At 40.0% G+C, this 21,697-nt stretch carries 16 protein-coding genes and 1 pseudogene; 12 read left to right on the forward strand and 5 right to left on the reverse strand.

Annotated elements, in window-relative coordinates; translation table 11 throughout:
* The first annotated feature begins 21 nt into the window (after positions 1-21).
* From T501_RS05500 to T501_RS05510, 3 genes are all read left to right on the forward strand, one after another.
* A complete protein-coding gene (locus tag T501_RS05500) occupies positions 22-1,836 on the forward strand; it encodes a hypothetical protein (protein ID WP_044913751.1) in 1,815 nt (604 codons plus the stop codon).
* Positions 1,837-1,860: 24 nt separating this feature from the next.
* The gene (locus tag T501_RS20045; protein WP_050008157.1) at positions 1,861-3,486 is read left to right on the forward strand and encodes an alpha/beta hydrolase; all 1,626 of its coding nucleotides are present in this window, start codon (positions 1,861-1,863) and stop codon (positions 3,484-3,486) included.
* 173 nt (positions 3,487-3,659) lie between these two features.
* Positions 3,660-4,388 (forward strand): SEL1-like repeat protein, encoded by a 729-nt coding sequence (locus tag T501_RS05510; RefSeq protein ID WP_044913752.1) that lies wholly within the window; start codon positions 3,660-3,662, stop codon positions 4,386-4,388.
* A 199-nt stretch (positions 4,389-4,587) separates the two neighbouring features.
* Here the strand turns inward: T501_RS05510 and T501_RS05515 are convergent, their stop codons facing one another.
* Positions 4,588-5,853: a hypothetical protein gene (locus T501_RS05515; RefSeq protein ID WP_044913753.1), complete on the reverse strand. Its 1,266-nt coding sequence runs from the start codon at positions 5,851-5,853 to the stop codon at positions 4,588-4,590.
* 249 nt (positions 5,854-6,102) lie between these two features.
* Here T501_RS05515 and T501_RS05520 point away from each other — a divergent pair, with 249 nt between their 5' ends.
* Entirely contained in the window at positions 6,103-7,494 is a 1,392-nt protein-coding gene (locus tag T501_RS05520; RefSeq protein ID WP_044913755.1) for a PhoH family protein, read from the forward strand.
* Positions 7,495-7,554: 60 nt separating this feature from the next.
* Positions 7,555-9,159, forward strand: coding sequence for a DNA polymerase Y family protein (locus T501_RS20050; RefSeq protein WP_155994794.1), 1,605 nt, complete (start codon positions 7,555-7,557; stop codon positions 9,157-9,159).
* 73 nt (positions 9,160-9,232) lie between these two features.
* Here T501_RS20050 and T501_RS05530 read toward each other — a convergent pair whose 3' ends face one another.
* The gene (locus T501_RS05530; protein WP_050008159.1) at positions 9,233-10,069 is read right to left on the reverse strand and encodes a class B sortase; all 837 of its coding nucleotides are present in this window, start codon (positions 10,067-10,069) and stop codon (positions 9,233-9,235) included.
* Between the two features lie 807 nt (positions 10,070-10,876).
* On the opposite strand from T501_RS05530, the gene T501_RS05535 reads away from it, so the two are divergent.
* The 5 genes from T501_RS05535 (at position 10,877) to T501_RS05555 (ending at position 16,973) form a co-directional block, all read left to right on the forward strand.
* Entirely contained in the window at positions 10,877-13,090 is a 2,214-nt protein-coding gene (locus T501_RS05535) for a leucine-rich repeat protein (RefSeq protein ID WP_044913756.1), read from the forward strand.
* A 209-nt stretch (positions 13,091-13,299) separates the two neighbouring features.
* Entirely contained in the window at positions 13,300-13,857 is a 558-nt protein-coding gene (locus tag T501_RS05540; RefSeq protein WP_049945844.1) for a CAP domain-containing protein, read from the forward strand.
* A gap of 125 nt (positions 13,858-13,982) precedes the next feature.
* A complete protein-coding gene (locus T501_RS05545) occupies positions 13,983-15,200 on the forward strand; it encodes an ABC transporter substrate-binding protein (protein ID WP_026511031.1) in 1,218 nt (405 codons plus the stop codon).
* A gap of 113 nt (positions 15,201-15,313) precedes the next feature.
* Positions 15,314-16,198, forward strand: coding sequence for an ABC transporter permease (locus T501_RS05550; RefSeq protein WP_044913757.1), 885 nt, complete (start codon positions 15,314-15,316; stop codon positions 16,196-16,198).
* Between the two features lies 1 nt (position 16,199).
* Positions 16,200-16,973: an ABC transporter ATP-binding protein gene (locus tag T501_RS05555; protein WP_044913758.1), complete on the forward strand. Its 774-nt coding sequence runs from the start codon at positions 16,200-16,202 to the stop codon at positions 16,971-16,973.
* A 165-nt stretch (positions 16,974-17,138) separates the two neighbouring features.
* Here the strand turns inward: T501_RS05555 and T501_RS05560 are convergent, their stop codons facing one another.
* From T501_RS05560 to T501_RS05570, 3 genes are all read right to left on the reverse strand, one after another.
* The gene (locus T501_RS05560) at positions 17,139-17,576 is read right to left on the reverse strand and encodes an aspartate carbamoyltransferase regulatory subunit (RefSeq protein ID WP_026511034.1); all 438 of its coding nucleotides are present in this window, start codon (positions 17,574-17,576) and stop codon (positions 17,139-17,141) included.
* 130 nt (positions 17,577-17,706) lie between these two features.
* Positions 17,707-18,663 (reverse strand): aspartate carbamoyltransferase, encoded by a 957-nt coding sequence (gene pyrB / locus T501_RS05565; RefSeq protein WP_044913800.1) that lies wholly within the window; start codon positions 18,661-18,663, stop codon positions 17,707-17,709.
* Positions 18,664-18,774: 111 nt separating this feature from the next.
* On the reverse strand, positions 18,775-19,797 hold the full coding sequence (locus tag T501_RS05570) for a DUF5050 domain-containing protein (protein ID WP_026511036.1): 1,023 nt from the start codon (positions 19,795-19,797) through the stop codon (positions 18,775-18,777).
* Positions 19,798-19,965: 168 nt separating this feature from the next.
* On the opposite strand from T501_RS05570, the pseudogene T501_RS22670 reads away from it, so the two are divergent.
* Both T501_RS22670 and T501_RS05575 read left to right on the forward strand, forming a co-directional pair.
* Positions 19,966-20,205 (forward strand): annotated as a pseudogene (locus T501_RS22670) (chorismate mutase); the annotation flags it as partial.
* 63 nt (positions 20,206-20,268) lie between these two features.
* Positions 20,269-21,603 carry an ATP-binding protein gene (locus tag T501_RS05575; protein ID WP_044913801.1) on the forward strand — a complete coding sequence of 445 codons (1,335 nt, stop codon included), beginning with the start codon at positions 20,269-20,271 and terminating at the stop codon, positions 21,601-21,603.
* Positions 21,604-21,697: the final 94 nt, after the last annotated feature.

Here is a 21,697-nt window from a genome sequence, read left to right on the forward strand (position 1 = left end):
ATCAATAAAGGAAGAATTTAAATGGAAAGTATTTTGATAATTCTGATTTCGGCTGCAATCTTTTTTGCAATAGCATTGTGGCTTGCGATAGATAGTGAACATATAGCCAAATGGACACAGATAGCTTTTTTCATAGCTATTATAGGCGGACTATTTATATACGGCTCCATAAATTCGTTTATATACGGTGCTGAGCCTCTGAGCGCTGTTCTGAGGACTGTTGTTGACCTTGGAAAAATGTTTGGTAATACAGGTGGCGATAATTTTGAGAAGTTCAAAAATGCTGTCGGTATAAATCCGGGACTTTCGGTTTTTTACTGGCTCATACACTTCTTTGCTTACTATTCACTGGTAAGCGCAGTCATTCTTCTTATCGGTGATAACGTACTTAGGAAAATGCGTATATTTTTCCTCAAGATCCATGACATTGAAATCATCTATGGTATCAATGAGCACACCATAAATACAGGAAGAGAACTTGTAAAAAATGACAAGGCCTCCGTGGTATTTGTTGGAAACGGAGCAGGGTATGAATCAACTATCAGATGCATGGGAGGAATCTGTTTTTCTGATAATGATGCGAAAAAGCCTACGAAAAAGTTTTTGAAAAGATTATCTCTTAAGAGATATAAAGGGAAAATCCGCATAAGTGCACTGTCAGTCAATGAAGATGCGAATTTTGATTATGCTTCAAAGATGATGAAATGCCTTCAGGAATTCGGAATCAGCCCGGTTCAGACTGAGCTTGTACTTTTTGGCAGGGAGGATATAGAGAATAATTATTTTCAGGCGCTGGGGAACACCTATGGTTATGGAAGTGTTTTTGCTTTTAATTCTCCGGAGCTTACAGCTAGAATTCTTCTTAGGAAATATCCTGTATGTAACACGATTCCCTTTAATTCAAAGGCAAAAGCTGAAAGAGATGTGAGCGCCCTTATCATAGGTTTTGGACATGTAGGGCAGGAGCTTCTTAGAAGAATTGTCTCAGGTGGCCAGTTTGAAGGAAGCGAGTTCAAGGTTTGCGTTTTTGATCCTAATGTTCATAAAAAGGACGGTTTTTACAGAGTCCGCTATGAAGCGATGCTGGAAAATTATGATATTTCTTTTATGCCTTATGACGGCAGGAGCTCTCAGCTCACTGATTATGTAAAAGAAAATGCGGCTAATCTTACAAGCATATACATCACAGTTGGTAATGAATCCGCAGGTCGCGATATGGCATATGGAATACATGAGATATTATCAAAGGCAGGATGTCAGGCACCTATTTATCAGTGCTGTGACGGCTCGGTTATTTATTATAAGGAAGATATGCATTGTGAGATAACCGATACTTTTGCACCTGAAATTATTTATGACAGAAATATCGATCAGCTGGCGAGAGAAATAAATCATTTTTACAGGGGAGATTCAGAGGCTGCAGATGAGCAGTGGAAGGACTGTGCATACTTTGACAGAATGAGCTGCAGAGCCAGTGCGGACTATTTATCAGGGCTTATCGGCAGGCTGGGAATTTCAGGCTCTGAAGAAATCACTCCGGAATGTATGGAGAATCTGGCGAAATCTGAACATGAGAGATGGTGCGCTTTTCACTATTCCATGGGCTACAGATGCATGACAGAGGACGAGATCAAAGCCAGAGAAGAGCAGTATAAACAGGATAAATCCACCAGAATCACCAAAGATAATGCTAATAAAATTCATGCGTGCCTGATACCATGGGACGATTTGGATGAGCTTTCCCGTTATGAAAATTCTGTAACAGGAAAAAATCTTGATTATAAACAAATGGATAGGGATAATATTGTGACAATGGTTAAGCTATTATTAGATTAACAAAAAAAGAGGGGGATCATTATCATGGATATTATTAAGAAAATCACATTGCTTGGCGTGACTCTTACCAGTGCATCTGCACTTTTGGCATGTTCTTCAATAAGTAGTGAAGGTGCATCTGAATCAGATTGGCAGACGGAAAATGAAAACTATGAGAATGAGAACAGTAGCCAGGAAGATTCTGAAGGAGAATCCGGTTTTGCTGTAAGTAAAGACTATGGAGATAAGACGCAGGAAGCTCTGTGGGATTTGAGCAATGTTTTCAATGATTACAGGGAGAGTGCCATGGCAGATTCTGTGAGGCAAATGGAAGTAACTCCGGTATCTAAGACACTTTCAACTACAAGTGGTGAGAGTGATCCTTATGATATCTGTACCATTGAAATGAATGGTCGCAGGATGCAATATACCATGGAAATAATAGGTGAGCCTGATGATGAAGGTATGTATCCTTTGTACATCACTATGCACGGCGGCGGTGAATCAACAGCTGAGGAAAATAATGAGCAGTGGATAGCAATGATGAATTATTATCGCGATTCAGTGCAAAATGGGATTTATGTAGCTGTAAGAGGTATGGAAGATGTATGGAATATGCATTTTTTGGAAGATTCGTATCCTATGTATGACAGGCTTATTGAGGACATGATACTTCTTGAAAATGCTGATCCCAACAGGGTTTATCTTCTGGGATTTTCTGCAGGAGGTGACGGAGTATATGCTGTTGCTCCAAGGATGGCAGACAGATTCGCTGCAGTTAATATGTCATCCGGACATCCAAATGATGTAAGTCTTCTTAATTTATCAAATCTTCCTATAGAGATTCAGGTGGGAATAAGGGACTACTACAGTGCTTCTGCAAAAAGGTCACTGCGTGGTGCAGAATTCGAGGATATTCTTAATGGATATAGTGAAGCTTTTGGTTTCGGCTATTCTCACAGAGTGCTGGTTCATGTTCCTCAGGGTCATGGAATCAATGATAATTATGTAGTAAATGATGAATTTATTGAGGAGTATGGTCTGCAGGATGAGGATCCGGCAAAGCTTTATCCTCACGTTCTTAAACATCCCGAAGAATTTGCAAGAAGAGCAGAGGATGAGGACTGGTTATCTGCTTTTATGAATATTCTTGAAGAGGTTTCCGGCAAAACATCCTGCTCAGAGCTGTCTTATGAGTCTCCGGATGGACTTGATGACAAACTATTTGAGTATGTGACAAACGACCTGAATATGGAAGTTGTAGAGGAAAGAGATACTGATGCGGTTCACTATGTGAACGACTATCAGCGTGAACCTTTACCACAGTCATTTATCTGGGATCTCGGTACGAGAGCGGATAGTAGAAACGATAATGCTTTTTACTGGTTAAAGGCAGATAAATCCGTGAATCAGGGAGTAATTGAAGCGGTTTTTGACAAAGAGAATAATACAGTATATTTGGATGAGATTGATGACGTTAACGGAGAGATTACCATTTTAGCAAATCCTCTGATGATGGATTTTGACAGACCTTTGACAGTGCAGACTCCGAATGAAGAAATTACTGTTGACTTAAAACCGGATAAAAAGATAATGGAAGAATCAGTTAAAGAAACAGGAGATTTTAACCTTGCGTGGGCAGATGAAGTAACTGTTTCATTAAACAAATAAAAATGTATCTATGCCACAAAAATCTTGGTTCATCTAAAAGATTTTTGTGGCATAAATTTTGCTGCTTTTTATCCGGGATGATTATTTTTTATGGAATAAGTAATGGTTACAGTAAAAAATTAGTGAAAAATCATTATATTCCATAATTTTGGATTTATGTTATTATATGGGTTATGAAAGAAAGAGATGAAAGCAGAACTTACGTCAGAAGAGAAGTTCGTGCGGGTTATAGGAAAGAACTTAAGAAATTTATAAGCGAAGGAAAAGGTCATTACAAGTGCAGATTTGCTGAGCTTGCCTATGAGATGGGTGATATGTACCGGAAGGGTATAGGAGGTCCGGTTGATACAGCTAAGGCATATTCTTACTATCTGCAGGCTGAATATGCGATGCAGTTGAGACTACAGGTTAAGAGAAGAAGTGAAGACGAGGCATTTCTTGCCAAAGTCAGACTTGCTCTTACCAAGCTTCGGAGAAAACTGGGTTATGGCAGTGAGAAGCTTTATTGCAGTACACATCCCTTTGTACTCTATCAGGCACTTGATGAAGGTCATGACCTTATGGTTTCCTTCAGACCACTTAAGAGCGGACGTATCAAAATAGTAGGTGCGAGAATTCCCAAGGCAGGAAGAGAAGAGAGCAAAAATTCAAGAATGCTGATCACATACGACAGATTTCATTACTGTGAGCTCAGAGATTTTGTAATAACCTATGCGCAGAATGTTCAGGGCTTATGGTTTGAGGGAAATGAGGACTGTATCAGGGTGGATTCTATAACACTCACAATTGATGAGATGTTTGGAAATAGGTGCGAATTCTATTATCGTGGGAAACTGGTTGCTTATATATTTGCAGAAGACTATGTTGTTAGTTCGGGTAGACCGCGATATATGAGATTTTAAATTGGAAACTATTTGTAAAAAATCTGAAAAAAAGCCATAAAATATATTGTATTATGGGTTTGGTGTGATAAAATCTAGATATATTAAGAATGATAAGTTCAGAGTGCACATTTTAGTGTACGAAATATAAATCGTTCTGCGGTTTATAGAATTATGAGGGAGAAAGAACCGGTGCCAATATCGCGCCGGCTCTTTTGCTTTATTCATTTTCAGCATCTTCAAGCACATTTTCAATTTTGTTTCTAAGCCATACGATATCCTGATCAAATGCTTTCAATAGTGCGTCAGAGTATTTGGATTTCCGTACAGCATCAGTGCGCCTTAAAGCAGATAGGGAATCCTGAAGCTCTATTATTTTTTCAAGAGTTTCCTTCATCTCATCACTAAGTGACCTTGCGCCTCTAATGCACCCATCCAGAACACTTCCGATTCTGCTCCCTTTATAGGTAATCTGTCTGGCAGAATTCATGATTTCAGATCTGAAAACCTCCAGGGCTTTTAAATAGTTTTCCTGAAGCGAATCCTGCTTTTTCATGGCAGCGCGAAAATCCTGATTAAGAGTGGACAGGCTTTTTATCAGAATATTCGTATAGTTTGTACTTTGCCTGTAATATTCGTTGCATACGGAAGAATACATATCAGCGTATTTCGTGGAGTCCCGATGAGCAGATTCAATCGTATTGAGAGATGACCGAACGGTATTAAAGCCGTTTTCAAGGGTTCCCAGCTCAGCGTCCAAAGCCGCAGATATATCGTGGATTTTTCTTGAAAGATTTCCTACCTCGGCAGCGATCCTGGTTGAAAACTCCCGGCATTCTTCATTCATATGTGTAGCTTCTATTGTGGTGTGTAGCGCAAAAAGATCTGCCTCGGATGCAAGGGCTTCGAGCATATCTTTCTTTTCCGAAAGACTCTGCACCTGCTTGTGATACTGCTCCAGGCTGGACAGGGTGTATGATACTGATTTTTTCAGAATATGGGAAAAAGAGGAGTAACTTCTTATCTGCATGATAAGTTCCTGGTCCGGCATATATTCATCAGAAAGCTTTTGCAGATTGATCTGAGGAATTTCAATATTCCCTGCAAGATCGGAATTAGCCGGAAGCTCCGGAAGATTATCGGTAGATTCTCTGATTGAGGAAAGGGCATCGCTTATTTTTACCATGGTTTCCCCAAGAATATTTACATCATCAATATGACCGCCTGAAGCAGCAATGATTTCAAGCAGCATATCAGAAAGATTGTCAAAGGCTTCGTCCTGATCAGATGCAAAGGAATTAAGATCCCCCTCTATCTGATCGCGTCTTCCTTTTAAAGCGGTGGGAATATCGCGGATCGGTGCGATGAGGTCAGAAAGGCGTTTCCTTTTTACAACCTCCTGCCTGCTGATTGTAGGAGCATACTCTTCAAGCGGCAAGTAATTATTATCAAGTTCATCATCAAAATCTCTGCCAAATAATGCCAAGATTACGCCCCCTCCCCAAGAATATTGTAAGGTAAAAGTGATTAAGAATCATACCTTCATAAAAGTCTATATATAGTAAAATTATACCATAATAGCTCGTGAATTTCCGCAGAAATAAAAGTTACAATAAAAAAACAGTTACCACAATTTATTGCAAGTAATGTATTTTAAAAACACAATATATGGTATAATTCCTTTATAAACAACTTTGTTTCAACCGACCAAATTTCATAATCGGGGGGGAAGTGCATGAAAAAAATCTATGTACTCGATACTAACGTCCTCATTCAGGCACCACATGCTTTAAAGTGTTTTGATGATAACGATGTTATCCTGCCACTGGTGGTACTTGAAGAACTGGATTCGCACAAGCGCGACGAGGGTGAGCGGGGTGCCAATGTCCGTGAAGTGATTCGTCTGCTTGAAGAGCTGCGGGAGAAAGGAGATCTTACCAAGGGAGTTGAGCTGCAGGATGGCGCAATTCTCAGGATTGAGAAGAATTTTAAAGACGTAGAATTGCCAAAGGATATGACGGAGTATAAATCCGATAATCGTATCCTCAGAGTATGCAAAGGGCTTTCCGATACATCCAAGGAACAGGTTATTCTGGTAACGAAGGATATTTTGATGCGTATAAAGGCGCAGCTTCTAGGAATTAAAGCTCAGGATTTTACAACTGAACAGGTAGTATCACATGGAGAACAGTATGCCGGACGCATAAGAGTTTATGCACCCGAGGAGAATTTTAAGGAGTTTAGAAGAAAAGGAGTTCCGGTGGACGTAGTTTATACCTGCGATGGAGCGGGTAAAAAAATCAAGCCGGAGCTTTATGAAAATGAATTTGTTGTACTTCAAAGCGATCAGGCCACTAATAAGACTCAGATGGGCAGGGTTGATCATGGAGTGATTAAGAAGCTTGAATTTGAAAAGGCACAGCCCTACGGGGTCACCCCTAGAAATGCCGGGCAGTATTTCCTTCAGGAGGCACTTATGCAGCCTGCTGAGAAGGCACCTTTGGTTATTGTAAAGGGAATGGCAGGAACTGCAAAGACATTTTATTCGCTGGCTGTTGGCCTTGAGAAAATGGTTAATCGTCCCACGGGAGAATACAGAAGAATTCTGGTCTGCAGACCTAATTCGCAGTTTGATGATGATATTGGTTTCCTCCCCGGCGATGAACAGGAGAAGATCGGGCCTCTTATGAGACCTATAATAGATAATCTGGAGCAGCTGATTGATTCCAGTGAAGAAGAACGATATCAGGATGAAAAGGAGCTTCAGGATAAAACAGAAGAGATATTTGAGAGGGGAATTGTTCAGACTGAAGCGCTGAATTTTATCAGAGGGCGTTCCATTTTAAAAACCTATCTCATTATTGATGAAGCTCAGAATATGACACCGGCTCAGGCAAAAGGTATCATAACCAGAGCAGGTAAGGACACTAAGATAATTCTTTTAGGCGATCCGAACCAGATCGATCGTCCATTCCTTGATGAGAGGACAAATGGCTTGTCCTACGCGTCCGAGCACATGAAGGGCTCAGAACTGTGCTGGCAGATAACCTTGTCTACAGAGGAATGTGAGAGATCAAGACTTGCAATGGATGCTATTGGAAGAATGAGAGATAAAGTGATAATGTGATTTATAGTAAATACCCTCGTGAGGTTGAGTCTTTCGAGGGTATTTTTGTGGGCTATAGTTATGAATGGTAATAGTAGAAGAAAGATAATTTTTCATATAGATGTTAATTCTGCATTTCTCTCTTGGACTGCGGTGAAACGCCTGAAAGAGGATCCGGGTTCCATAGACCTCAGGACTATTCCCTCTGTAGTAGGAGGAGATATTAAAACGAGGCACGGGATAGTGACAGCAAAATCTATCCCTGCCAAAAAGTACGGAATTAATACCGCTGAGCCAATCACAAGTGCTCTGCAGAAATGCCCAAAGCTTGTGGTTGTTCCTTCCGATTTCAAGACCTACAGGGAGTATTCTCATGCATTTATCGATATTTTGAGGAACTACTCAGAGATCCTTGAGCAGGTTTCTATCGATGAGGCATTCCTGGATGTAACCGGGCTATCATCATTTGATGTGAAGAAGCATTTGATGGATGTGTTTTCGAGTGAAGCAAGCACAGATGAAGACGTATATACAGATAAAACCAGTATTGAAGAAGCACATGCGGATAATATGAGTTCTGCAGGTGAAAAGTATACTAAAGGGACTAATGATGTAGAAGAATCCTATGCAGATGGAACTAATCATGTAGAGAAATCATATGTTGAAGGTACTAAACATGAAAAAGAATCCTATGTTGATGGACCCGGGAATGGGGCTGAATCCTATATTATTAGAAATAATCATGCAGAAGATCTTTATGCAGGAAGAAAGCGGTTGCAGAACGAAATAGACTCAATCGAAGGAATTAATGAGCCGTTTCCGATATGTCTTGCCGCTGCCATCAGGTATGAGATCAGGACGAAGCTTGGATTTACTGTAAATGTGGGAATATCTACGAATAAACTACTTGCTAAGATGGCAAGTGATTTTACAAAGCCTGACAAGACCCACACCCTCTATCTTGAAGAAATACAGGATAAAATGTGGGGGCTCGATATAGGCGACCTTTTCGGATGTGGCAAAAAGAGTGCTGAAAAGCTCCGTGGAGTAGGAATTCGAACAATTGGTGAAGCCGCCACAGCTGACATGGATCTTCTAAAATCTCAGCTTGGAGAAAAGTCAGGGGATTACATAAAAAGAAGTGCTAACGGAATCGGATCGGATACTGTTCATCCTGAGAGAGAGGATGCCAAGAGCTATTCAAATGAGACCACAATGACCTACGATATCACTGCTGCAAATTATGACCAGGACATGCCTCCGGTAGTCAGGTACCTTTCTGAGAAAGTATCCGGCAGACTTAAGCGCGATGGCGTATATGGTGGAACAGTGACAGCGCAGGTTAAAACCAATGATTTCAAGCGCTTTTCAAGGCAGATAAAGCTTTCAGAATCCACTGACAATGCAGATGTCATCTATGACAATGCCATGTTCCTTCTGGGGAATCTTCTAACCGGAGAAAATGGACTTTTTGAAGATGACATTGGAATCAGACTGGTGGGGGTCGGAGTCGATAATCTTGATAACGGAGAATACCGACAGGTGAATCTCTTTGACTGGGCAACCACCGGACAGGCTGAAATCAAAAAAGAAAAGGAACTTAATGAGAAGCAGGAAAAGCTTGTGGAAATGGAGCGCTTAATAAAGGGCAAGTTCGGAGATGACGCTATTAGCAAGGGACTATAAGAATCAGGAATTCGCGAATGTATCAACCCTCACTGAATGTATGACAAATCTGAATTCACGAATGTATCAACCTTCACTGAATGTCTGTCAAATCTGAATTAACAAATGTATCAACCTTTACTGAATGCACGACAAATCTTCTTCCGCTTCCGGATTGCCCCTGGCACGTGGACAAGGTGAGAAGAGAAGGGTAATCCTCAAAACTAATATCGTTTGGAATATCCATCATGGAATTTCTTTTAACAAATTTCAGATATTCATCATAGCCTTCATGGTCCTTCACTTCGGTATAGCTGTAGGAACCGTCAGTTGTGATGTAATAGGAAAAAACTCTGTACTTAAGTATTTTATCTTTAGTATAGATATATATGAAAGGATCCTTTTCAAGCGGATTCTCATCTCCTGATTTGTATAGAGATTTGAGAGAACCAAACATTGACTGATTTTTCATGTTATGTCCAAAAATCATATCGCTCAGGCCGCAGAAATTCTCATCACTAAGGACATCCATAAAGATTGCGCCGGCCTTATTATTTTTTCCATCAAAGGTCTTATAGAGATACTGATTTATGCTCTGCTCCTTAACAATAGGATAGTTGATTTTGGAAAATGCCGGAAAATACAACCATCCGATAAAATCTGAATTAATTTCCTCTAACGCAGCAAAATTGATGTCGAGCTTCGGGTAGTCCTCCGGACTTTCGGAATAGGCATCACCTGGATCTGTTTCTGCAGGCTTAACATAAGTATCCTTGATCGAGTCGTATTCATTAACAGCTGCTGAATATTCTGACTGATCCTTGTAAATCATAACAGCTTCGTATATGACTACTCCAAGTAGTGCAATTATAATTATTACATGAAAAAATCTGTATAACGGACTAGTAGTATTGTTCTTGTTTTTACTCATAACTCTTGTTGGTATTCTCCTTTAATACTCTTATTGGTATTCCCTTAGAAAATTCGAAAAAAGTCCTGTGAACATCTTAGTTTATACAAAGCAAAATTATCAGTTTAATTTCGCTTTATGTGTGTATCGTTCGTGAGGGGTAATTTCATCCTTTCATTATCCTAGTAAATTGAATCTAATTTTGCAACTTTCCTAAGGAATAATCGTTATTTGTAATTTGATCAAATATTAAATAGAATCAGACTTTGTATCTTTCCTGGGAATATTCATTCTTTGTGATTTGGCAAAAATCTGTGCGTAAATGCACGGAAGAGTCAATATATGAAAAAAGAAGAAAGTGACTGCACAATTACACTATATACAGATAAAATATAAACTATAATATGAATATGTTCAGTCACTTATGAGATAAACAAGATTTAGACTGAAATATATATCAAAAAAGTGATAACTACAAAATGTTATTATGAATACTGAGGAGTCTGTTTTCAATTTCTAATTGTTGTGACTGTAGGCAACCGAAATACCACAAAATTATACCCCAAAAATAGAACCTAATTCCCGATAAATGATTTTATCGATATGGATAACGAAAAAATTTATATTTATTTTCCTTGAAATGTTTTTTGCAATGCCATATTTTAAAATATAAGCCTTGGATGAAGTTTATAAGGTAGATACAGACTTTTTTATACAAACCATTAGTGCTACTGTCATCAAATACCTCGACTTTATACTTCGTAAAAAGTCGAGGTATTTAATGACAGCAGCACTAGAGCAAAAAAGTAAAAGAAGCAGGGATACAAAATGAAATTTATAAGAAAGAAAAGAACTTATTTATCAGCGTTTATCTTTGTGCTGACATTCTTTATGATAGGAATGATCCGGGTAAATGTAAGTGCAAAAAATGATACTCCTGTAGGAGGAATGTGGATTCCGGAACGTGAAGAAATTGAGACTATCGTAATAGATGACACGGAAAAAAGCTTAGATGATAATCCCAATCTTCTCAGAGGAAGTGCAGTTTATCCTTTGGATGCTGTTCCGGTAGAAACCGGGCCTCATTATGAATATCTTTCACAAGAGGAGAAGATTCTCTATGAAGCTATCTACTCTTTGATTTCTACAAAAAAATATATTCCATATAGCAAAAGAAATAATGTAAACGCAAGTGACGTTTATTCAAATTATTCTTATGTGATTTATTCAGGAAATAAGTCTTTTAGTGAAGTTTATGGCATAAGTAGTATGAACAGTATTCTCAACAGAGTTCAGGAGGCGCTTTATTTTGACCATCCTGGTAATGTTGAGTTTTATATGTGCATGGCTAACTATGGAATCGTCACTCGGGGAAATGGCACAGTGGAGTCCTATGTGTACACAAAAGCATATTTTGATGATACTCAGTTTGCAAAAATAAATACTACAATTCAGAACTCTTTAAATACAATTGTTGCCGACATACAAAGTAAGAACCTTGCGGATGCTAACTGGCCTGCCATTACAGAGCTTAATGTTCATGACTATTTTTCCAAGATGGTTTCTTATGATAATGATGCTGCAAATGACTCAGGGTATTCAGGTTATTTCAACGTTGCACACACCGCCTATGGATCTTTATATAACAAAAAAGCAGTATGTGACGGGTATTCTACAGGCTATCAGATGATTTTGGAAAAGCTTGGAATAGACGCCATGGTTATAGCAGGAAAAGCTACTACAAGCAGTTCCGGCTCTGGAGGCGGGCATGCCTGGAATATTGTAAGACTTGATGGATTATGGTATGAAGCGGATACTACGTGGGCATCAACATCAAGTGGCGGAACTGTATCACACGATTACTTTAACAAAACCACCTCTGAATATGCTAATGGAATAAAAAATCATAAGCATATCAGAACGGAAAATCAGGGTTATGTAGGCTATCGCATGCCTGTTGCGACAGGAACACACTATACCTATTCATACATTACTCAGAATAGTAGTGCTATGCAAAAAGATTCAGATTATATTGCTGTTCAGGGAATAGGTATTTCAGCTGAAGCCATGGAAGTTGATGAAGGTACAAACTTTACCATTAAGCCTACTTTTACTCCCGAAAATGCGTCTATAAAGGAATATACCTATGAAAGCAGTGACCAGAATGTAGTTAAGGTTAACGGCAAAATGCTGTATGCAAATTCTGCAGGAACTGCCAATATTACGATAAAAGCAACTGATGGAGGCTTCACGAAAACATGCGCTGTCACTGTTAAAGCAGTTCAGAATCAGACTGATGATACAGAGCAGAATAATGGTAGCGGACAAAAGGATAATAGTGGTCAGAATGGTGGAAACCAGAATGCCGGAGGAAGTGGCTCAGGCGATAATAGTCAGTCCGGAGATAATGGTCAGCAGGGCGGCGGACAAAGCGGAAATAGTGACCAGCAGGGCGGCGGACAAGGCGGAAATAGTGACCAGCAGGATGGCGGACAAAGCGGAAATGGTGATCAGCAAAGCGGTGGCCAGTCAGATAATAATGATCAGTCACAAGGCAGCAGCAATCAGGAAGCTCCTTTGCCCAAAGCTGCAGGTACGTACATAAGTTATTCAGTTAGTTCTGAAAACGGAACCTATTTTGTTAATGATGAAGAGGCTACAGTCACCTTACAGAAGGTAGGGAAGAAGAATGCATCAAGTCTTACAATACCTCAGGTCATCACAGATGAAAATGGACTCTCCTACACTGTCACACAGATTGGTTCTAAGCTTAAGAAGGGAAATAAAAAGCTCAAAAAGCTTGTCATTCCGAAAACTGTTACTACAATAGGTAATAACGCATTTGCAAACTGCACTAAACTAAAGACAATCAGAATTTATGCGGATAATCTTACGACAGTCCGGAGCGGTGCATTTAAGAATATAAACGGCAAATGTAAGATAACAATAATAGCTGCAAATAAGAAACAATATAATAAAATTGTGAAAAAGCTGAAAAAAGCCGGTGCTAAAAATGCGACTTTTGCTTATAAAAAGGGTTGAGAAGGCTTAATCGATTTGTCCGAATAATGAAAATTTCATAAGCACTGCGTATAGCGCTTCTGTATGGATACATATTTTGAAAGAAAATAATAATAGCATCAATCATAAATGAAAAATTTTATGATTATTTAATTGACAAATATGATAAACATGCTATTATTATGCTATGTAATTATCCATAAACTATTCTTTAATTTGGAGGAACGGAAATGAAGAAGTTTAGACGCGCTATTGCTACATTAGTTGCAGTCGTTTTCTCATTAAATGTAATGGCATGCGGTGAAAAGCAGGTAGCTACTATTGACGATGTGGCTGCTCTCAGAGGGATCAATGAGGATATTGAGAATATTTATATTGATGACGAGGCTATAGCTCTTGCAGGTGAGATCACTTCAAGTGAAGGTGCTGTGGCAGCAGCTCAGGCAGCGTTCGCACTTGTTAATCAGAAGCGAGCTGCATCAGGACTTGGACAGCTCCAGTGGAGTGATTCACTTACTCAGGCTGCTTTGGTACGAGCACAGGAGATTGTTGGAACATTCTCACATAACAGACCTGATGGAAGTCCCTGGTACACTGTAAACAGCAACATTATGTTTGGCGAGAACCTTGCTAAGCTTTACAATACCGGCGATTCAGTAGTTGCCGCTTGGATGGCATCTCCCACACACGCTGCTAACATTATGGAGGCAGGATTTAAGACAGTGGGAATTGCAGTTTTTCAGGCTGGTAACGGCAATTGGTACTGGGCTCAGGAGTTTGGATATTAAAAAGAATAAACGTGTTTTGGAAGGTCCTGTGACGTTGCGTCACAGGACTTTTTGTTGTATTATAAAACAGTTACTGACTGTGTTAATTTACAGTAGTGAAGTGCAAACGCACTAAGGAGGGATTTATGAAAAAGAAAATGCTGGCAGCTATTTTGGCTGCATCCATGATGGTGGTTTCAGTCACTGGTTGTGGAGACAATCGTAAGGTAGCAGAGGACAACAGTGTTGCAGAGGACACTTCAGAGGAGACTGCGGAGGATACTTCTAATGCAGAAGATACTTCAGCTGCAGAGGCAGAAAGCTCCGAAGAGACTACTGAAGAGGCTGCAGAAGAGGCATCAGATGATGCTACTGAAGAGACTTCAGATGACGCTACAGAAGAAAAAGAAGAGGAGACCGATGCCACAGATGTTTCTGAGGGTGCTGAGGAGTACGTAATCGGTATCTCACAGTTTGCAGAGCACGGTTCACTTGATAACTGCCGTGTAGGTTTCCTTCAGGGACTTGCAAATGAAGGAATCGTAGAGGGTGAAAACCTCACTGTTCATTTCCAGAATGCTCAGGCAGACACAGGTACTGCAAGCCAGATTTCAGATGCTTTCGTTGCTGACGGTGTTGACCTGATCTGCGGAATAGCTACACCCAGTGCCATGAGTGCATACAATTCAGCGCTTGGCACAACAGTACCCGTTATTTATTCTGCTGTATCAGATCCTGTTGCAGCTGAGCTTGCAAAAGAAGATGGAACTCCAGTAGGTAATATCACAGGTACTTCTGACGCACTTGCAGTTACAGAGCAGCTTGATATGATCCGTAAGATGCTTCCTGATGCAAAGAAGATTGGAATTTTATATACTACAAGCGAGACTAATTCAGAGAGCACAATTGCCCAGTACAAGGAGCATGCTTCTGAATATGGCTTTGAGATCGTAGAAAGCGGTATCAATACATTAGCAGATCTTGATATGGCAGCAGCAGACCTTGTTACAAAAGTTGACTGCATCAACAACCTCACAGACAATACAGTAGTTTCAGGTCTTCAGACAGTTCTTAGCTATGCAAAAGAGCAGAAGATTCCTGTTTTTGGTTCAGAGGTTGAGCAGGTTAAGGTTGGTTGTGTAGCAGCCATGGGACTTGATTATATCCAGCTTGGAATTCAGACTGGTGAGATGGCAGCCAAGGTTCTTAAGGGTGAGAGCAAGGCTGAGGAGATGCCTTTTGAAGTTATCAACGAGCCCAGCCTTTATGTAAATACAAAGGCTGCTGAAGAAATCGGCATGACACTTGATGATGCTCTTGTATCAAGTGCAGCAGAGACTTTTGACAGTATCGCATCCAACTGATAACAGGCTGTATAGGAGACAGGTAACGTTAGTGCATATTCACAGAGTGCTTACGGTATTTGTATCCCACCGGATTTAATCAGATATAAACTATTGTTTATCTAGGAGGAAATATGGCACTGATAGTAAGTGTGCTGGAGCAGGGATTGTGTTATGCGATCATGGCTCTTGGAATGTACATAACATATAAAATATTGGATTTCCCGGACATGACCGTCGATGGTGGCTTCCCTTTTGGAATATGCCTTGCGGTGGTTATGATAAGGGCAGGAGTTGCTCCCATACTTACGCTTCCCATCTGTTTTGCGGCAGGCTGCCTTATTGGTGTATGTACCGGTATTATTCATGTGGTGTTCAAGGTAAGGGACCTTCTTGCAGGAATTATCATGATGACAGGATTGTATTCTGTTAACTTAAGGATTGCAGGAAGAGCAAACCTTCCCATGTATGATTACTATACTATTTTTGACAATAGGACCATGAATTCATTATTTGGTGTAGTTCCCGGATTGGATAAGTTTCAGTCAGTCATAATACTTCTTGTTATAACTGTAGTTGTGAAGCTGATACTTGACTGGTATCTGAAGACAAGATCAGGTCTTATGCTTCAGGCGGTAGGTGATAACGATGTGCTTGTAACATCTATGGGTGTTGACAGAGGTAAGGTTCGCATCACAGGTCTTGCAATTGCAAATGGCCTGGTTGCCCTTTCTGGTGCTATTTACGCTCAGCAGCAACGCTATTTTGATGTATCCATGGGAACCGGAACAGCAGTTATCGGACTTGCCAGTGTTATTATCGGAACAGCACTTCTTCGTAAGATATCATTTTTCAAAATAACAACAAGTGTTGTAATAGGAGCTATTGTTTATAAGGCGTGTGTTGCAATCGCTATTAAATGCGGATTACAGTCAACAGACCTTAAGCTCATCACAGCTGTTCTTTTCCTTGTGATTCTCATTATCACCAGGGATAGAAAGCGGAAAGTAGAGGCCTGATATGCTGGAGCTTAAATCAATTTATAAAAACTATAATCCCGGCAGCGTCAATGAGATGTGCCTTTTTGATGACTTCAATCTGGTAGTTCCTGACGGTCAGTTTGTGGCAGTGGTTGGAAGTAATGGATCAGGAAAAACCTCAATGCTTAATATCATCTGCGGATCTATTCAGGCAGACAGAGGCGAGGTTTTGGTAAATGGTGTAAATATAGCCAATGAGCGCGACTATCAGAGACATAGGACGATTGGAAGAGTATATCAGGATCCTTCCAAAGGAACCTGTCCCTCTATGAATATCCTTGAGAATATGTCAATAGCTGACAATAAGGGAAAAAGGTTTGGCCTTCAGCCCGGTGTCAACCACAGACGCAAGGACTATTACAGAGAGCTTCTTAAAAGTCTGGGTCTTGGACTCGAGGACAAGCTTTATACCAAGGTTGGTTCTCTTTCCGGCGGACAGAGGCAGGCAGTTGCACTTCTTATGAGCACCATGACACCTCTTGAGTTTTTGATTCTTGATGAACACACAGCTGCACTTGATCCTAAAACAGCTGATATAATAATGGAACTCACTGAGAAAATCGTAAGAGAGAAGAAGGTTACGACCATCATGGTTACACACAATCTTCGTTATGCCACCAAGTATGGCGACAGACTTCTTATGATGCATGAGGGTTCGGTTATTCTGGATAAGTCAGGTGAAGAAAAACAAAAGATGAATCCTGATCAGATAATGCACCTGTTCAATGAGATAAGTGTTGAATGTGGAAATTAAGATAAGTCTGTTAGCAGGCTTTTCTAAGCTGGTGAAAAATGACGATGATGTACCTGGAGTACTACTAAATAACGCACCTGTGATTTTCTTAAACGCATTAAGGAAAAAGCGTTCAAGAAGTCATAGGTGCGTTTTGATAAAGTGCAAAAGGCGACGGTCTTTACTTTAGTTTTGGTCGCTTTCGGTATATTTCTCATCGCAATATTTGCAACGATAGATTTCTTTTTCTTCATCAGCAAGATAGAAGATATGAGGCAGTCCCTGCTCGATTGATGAGATACAGCGGGGATTATGACATTTAATGACGTTCTTTATCTCGTGAGGAAGGAAAAGGGCTCTTTTTTCAACGATTTCTCCGGCTTTTATAACATTGACGGTGATATTGTGATCTATAAATGCCAATACATCCAGATCCAGAGTATCGATATCGCATTCAACCTTCAAAATATCTTTCTTGCCCATAACATTACTGCGGGCATTTTTTATTATGGCCACAGTACAATCAAGTTTATCAAGCCCTAAATGGTGATATATCTGCATGCTTCTCCCGGCCTTTATATGGTCTAAAACGAAGCCTTCTTCAATTTTACCTACATTAAGCATAGCTTATCCTTTCAAAAGTATAATGATTTATGAACTGCTTTTCTTATAAAATCCAAAACTCTGATATTAGCATGGTCATCATATGGCAAGATTATTGAATTTCTTATGAAATATAATAATCTATAAGCGCTTAGAATACCCTAAGCAGTCCGTGGTTCATATGCGCATCTGTCTTATCAAGTAGGGTCAGAATCAGTGCCATTCTTACGTATAGGCCATACTGAACCTGCTTGAAATATGCAGCTCTCGGATCCTTATCAACCTCGACAGAAATCTCATTAACTCTCGGAAGAGGATGGAGGATATGCATATCCTTTTTAGCTAAAGTCATCTTCTCTTCATTCAGGATGTAGAAATCACGCAGACGGATATAATCCTCTTCATTGAAGAAACGTTCCTTCTGAACACGAGTCATATAAAGTAGATCAAGTCTGGACATTACATCTTCAAGTTTAATTACTTCTTCATATGATATGCCCTTTTCATTAAGAAGTTCCGTAATGTAGTCAGGAACGCGAAGCTCTTTAGGAGATATGAAAATGAAATGGATATCCTTATATCGAACTAAAGCATTGATCAAAGAATGAACGGTTCTGCCAAATTTCAAGTCACCGCAAAGACCAATAGTAAAGCCGCCGAGTGAACCGTGAAGTGAACGAATAGTTAGAAGATCTGTAAGAGTCTGAGTGGGGTGGTGATGACCACCATCACCTGCATTAATAACAGGAATAAGTGAATTTGCAGCTGCTACCATAGGAGCACCTTCTTTGGGATGGCGCATAGCACAGATATCAGCAAAACTGGAAATAACACGGATAGTATCTGCGACGCTTTCTCCTTTTGAAACGGAGGAACTGGAAGCATCGGCAAAACCAATGATCTGACCACCAAGTCGCAGCATTGCTGTTTCGAAGCTGAGTCTTGTTCGTGTACTTGGTTCATAGAAACAGGTTGCGAGGATATTACCATCGCATTTATGAGCGTAGCTGCTCATGTTCTTTTCGATATCGGCTGCTGTATCAAAGAGTTGATCCAACTCCTCGATGGAAAAGTCGAGCGGACGCATCATGTGTCTTAGATTGTTCATCATAGATTGTGCACTCCCATATATAAAAATGATGTAAGGAACATAGCTTGGTTGCTTTGACCCTTACATCATTATATATGTTTGAAGCGCTTTGTCTAGAGCGAATTTGAATTACTTTTGAGGACGAAAAGTGCTTGGCATTTCAGAGCCGTCAACCGGGACATGAAGCATGACATTATCTACACCAAAGGGCTTAAAATACAGATATTTTGATGTAAGATTAAGGGCGTGATAAATGCCTTCTGCTATTACTGTGTTACCGGAACCGTCAAGTCTTGTGACCCTAAGGGTCTGATTTCCTGCTTCTGATGTGGCATAAAAAATGTTGTACTCATTCATGTTGTAGAAATCGACTCTGGAATTCGTTATTACATCTGTAGTTCTGCTTATCAGATTGGTTCTGCAAAGTCTGTAGTGGTGGGCTGCATCAATATAATAAACATAATCACCCTGTATGATCGGCTGCCAGATATTTCCACTGAGTATTATGCTGGATGAGTTTTCTGAAAGGGTGTCCATCACATGAAGGTCGTGATCAAGATCAATGCCACTGTAATAAATCTTGCCGTCCAGTGCGCAGGATGGATCCAATAATTCGCTGGTTATGGTCTTTTGATTCTGCTTGTCAATTCGGATGGAATTAAGTCCTGCCTTAGAACCTGTGTCAACGCGATAATAGAGATTACTGCCTACAAGCTGTACAGCAGAAATAGATTCTCTGTCAAGAAGAGTCTGATTATCTCCATCATAATCGCATCTGTATAAGCCATAAAAAGTTGAAACTCTTCCAAGTCCTTTTAAATCACCGGATAGATTTGTTTTAGAATAGTCCAGGTAGTAGTAGACATGTTTTCCTGCTCCGACAATACTGCGGACACCCATTGATGTCAGCTCTTTGAGATTGGTTTCATCAGGGGACATGGTATACAGACAGTCGTTTTCCAGAGGATTGGAAAAATAAACTGTATCGCCCATCTCCAGAAAAAGTCCTCCATTATACAGATTACCCGGATTGTTTCCAACTACAGTTTCATCATTCATGGGGACACGTTTTGAGAGAGTATATATTAAAATCAGTGCTGAAAGCGTTACAACTATTACTGAAAAAATAATGAGAAAGATTCTATTACGCATAAGAGATACACCTCATCATTAACTTATATTATCAGTATGAAATATTGACTTTATTTTATAAATTATAACACGGTTTTTAGCTATGATACTATTAACTTTCCCTTAATTTATCCGCAAAATGTGGTATATTTAATAATAAAGATTTGCTTATAGATGAGGAGATAATTAATGGATTTAAATGAACTTCGAGGGGATATAGACAGAATTGATTCGGAGCTTTTATCGCTTTTTGAAAAAAGAATGAAGATAAGCGAGAAGGTAGCTGAGTATAAGATAGAGACAGGAAAAAGTGTCTTTGATAAAGACAGGGAGAGGGAGAAAATTGAATCCTTTAAAGCCCTTGCAAGTGATGAAGACAATAAAGATGCTGCCGGTGAATTCATTGAAAGAATCATGGAGATAAGCAGGAAAAGGCAGTACGAAAGACTAAGTGAAAATGGGGTTACAGATCTGGGAGCAATCGATGACCCGATACTTGCTAAAAGCGGCGCGGGTGATTTTTATGATGTCGATGATGATTCACTTATTTTATACAGGAATGCCACAAAGCAGCAGATTGACTTAAGAGACAGCCTTGTGATTCTGTCAGACAAAAAGGCAGCAGATGCTCTGTTTGACATCAGGGAACAAAAAAAGCTTATACATAAATGCATGAATATTCTTATAGATGAATCAGCAAGAAGAGGCTTTAACGGCAACCTATGGCACACCTTTCTGGCACTTCTTCTGGTATCTGATGAGAATGCCTTCAGCATGGCAGATGAAATGAGGGGCGACACCGGAGGAACCATAAGAGAATTGGCACTTCATGATCTGAAATGTTTCAGAAGATGGTTCGACATCGATTTTTCGGAGATGATTGAAAGGCTTCACGTGCCTGAATTTTCCGCACTTTTCTCATTTGAAGTAAGCTCCACCAAAAGTAAGGTGTTTAATACCAGGGTGAGGGACAGAATATGCGGCCTTGCCAAAGATCTTGCAAAATGCAGCGATGCTGAGGCGATGCTGGATGAACTTGCACTGTTTTACAAGCACTACGGAGTAGGTAAGTTTGGCCTCCACAAAGCCTTCAGGGTAAGACATGAAGAACCTCAGGCAGTCGTTGAACCAATTAGAAATATCAGACATGTACAACTCTCGGATCTTGTGGGATACGAAATTGCCAAGCAGAAGCTCGTTGAAAATACCGAAGCCTTCGTTGCAGGTAAAAAGGCAAACAATTGTCTGCTCTACGGTGATGCCGGAACCGGCAAGTCTTCCTGCATCAAAGCAATTGCGAATGAATACTTTGAAAAAGGTCTGAGAATAATTGAAATTTACAAGCATCAGTTCAAGGATTTGAATGATGTCATTGCTCAGATAAAGGGAAGAAACTATAAGTTCATTATTTACATGGATGATCTTAGTTTTGAGGAATTCGAAACCGACTACAAATATCTGAAGGCTGTAATAGAGGGCGGACTTGAGAAAAAGCCTGATAATGTCCTTATCTATGCAACCTCTAACAGAAGGCATCTTATCCGTGAGAGCTTTAAGGATAAGCCTGCTGTACTTGATGATGACCTTCATAGAAATGACACTGTTCAGGAAAAATTGTCCCTTGCGAACAGGTTTGGCGTAACTATATATTTTGGTGCACCGGAGATGAAGGAATACGATGAAATAGTAAGTGTACTCGCTGAGAGGAATCAGATAAAAATGCCAAAGGAGCAGCTGATAGCAGAGGCGAGAAAATGGGAGATGAACCATGGCGGTCTCTCCGGACGTACAGCCCAGCAGTTTATCGATTATTTATTGGGGAAATAAACGATAATTTGAGAAACGTCCTGTTACTGTGAACACCTTATGGTATGAACAGCAGCAATGCGCCCCAATGATTTTGGTTAAAACTGTTATTTGC

The organism is Butyrivibrio sp. WCE2006, assembly GCF_000701985.1.
Classification (GTDB): domain Bacteria; phylum Bacillota; class Clostridia; order Lachnospirales; family Lachnospiraceae; genus Butyrivibrio.